The sequence below is a fragment of the Bradyrhizobium sp. P2_E8 genome (genome assembly GCF_056403875.1).
Window position 1 is genome coordinate 1 of record NZ_JBFUES010001477.1, and the last position, 1,276, is coordinate 1,276.

Sequence of the window (1,276 nt, forward strand, 5' to 3'; positions counted from 1 at the left end):
CGCTAGCCCTGCGACACAAGCATTGTTCATGAAACAATCTATTTCTCTCAACGCGAAGCTTCGGTGGCCGGACGTCAAGGACCACTACGTCGTCATCTATGAGGGGCATGTGATCGGCAACGTCCATCGGTCCGGAGACAGCTGGGCCTGGTCGATCAGCGTCCCCATGGGCTTGCCTGATTGGTCGGTCGGGAATGCTTCCAGTCTGCACGAAGGCATCAAGACACTCGGTAACGCCTGGGCCGGCATATTGAAGTCGACAAGTGCCGAGCGACTGCAGCGGGCATGGGATCTCGAACGAGCTGCGGAGAGCCGAAACACCGGCTCCGCATCCAGCATCTAGCTGCGGCCGCATCGACCTGCCCAAGCGCAGCGTTTATTAGCGGCCAGAAGTCCTGTATAACGGTCGCGAGGAGGGATCGCGATGAAGGCTTTCATCCTTGCCTGTGTTGCGACGATCGTCATCACGGTGGCTGGAGTTGCCGTGCTCGACAGCGTACAGCAACCCGTCGCAGAAGCGTTTGCGACGACGGGCGTGCGTCTTTAAGCAATGCTCCGCTCTATTCGGCCGCGGACGCAGCATGGCGAGGCCGCGGCTGAGAATCGTTCGGGCCGCTCCGTGCCAACTCCTGGTCGAGCCACAGGCTATGGTGCTCGCGCGCCCAGTTGACATCCACCTCACCCGATCCCATCGCCTCGAAAGCCCCCTCCATCCCGATTGTGCCGATGTAGATGTGAGCGAGCATCGCGGCGATGAACAGCACGGCCACGACGGAGTGAACGATCTGGGCAATCTGCATGCCCTCGATTCCCGACACATAGAATGGGAACATGAGCTGATACCCGGTCACGGCGACGAGGCCACCGCCGATCACAACAATCCAGTAGATCCCCTTTTGCCCCGCGTTGAAGCGGCGAGCCGGCGGATGATCGTGACCGATCAGGCCGCCTCCGCGCTTGATCCACTCCAGATCCAGCTTGTTGGGGATATTGCCGCCGATCCACATCAGAAAGATCAGCACGACGCCAATCGTGAAGGGAAAGCTCAGGTAATTGTGCGCGAATTTCGCCCATTGCGACCATTCGGAGAAGGCGTCAAATCCGATCAGCGGAAGCAGCAGCGGCCGCCCGAACGTGATGTTCAGTCCCGAGATCGCCAGGATCACGAAGCAGGTCGCGGTCATCCAGTGCACGACGCGCTCATAGGTGTTAAACCGCACGATGGTGCGGCCGGATCGTCCGCTTTCGAGGCGGACCATGCCACGTGCCAAATAGA

Annotated in this window: 3 protein-coding genes; 2 read left to right on the plus strand and 1 reads right to left on the minus strand. The window is 60.0% G+C overall.

The features are described 5' to 3' along the window. The coding region (locus AC1D00_RS41565) for a hypothetical protein (protein WP_477014700.1) at positions 1–343 on the plus strand (343 nt) is incomplete at its 5' end. 81 nt (positions 344–424) lie between these two features. Further along, the gene (locus AC1D00_RS41570; RefSeq protein WP_271566199.1) at positions 425–547 is read left to right on the plus strand and encodes a hypothetical protein; all 123 of its coding nucleotides are present in this window, start codon (positions 425–427) and stop codon (positions 545–547) included. Positions 548–560: 13 nt separating this feature from the next. Here the strand turns inward: AC1D00_RS41570 and AC1D00_RS41575 are convergent. Further along, the coding region (locus tag AC1D00_RS41575) for a formate dehydrogenase subunit gamma (protein ID WP_477014701.1) at positions 561–1,276 on the minus strand (716 nt) is incomplete at its 5' end.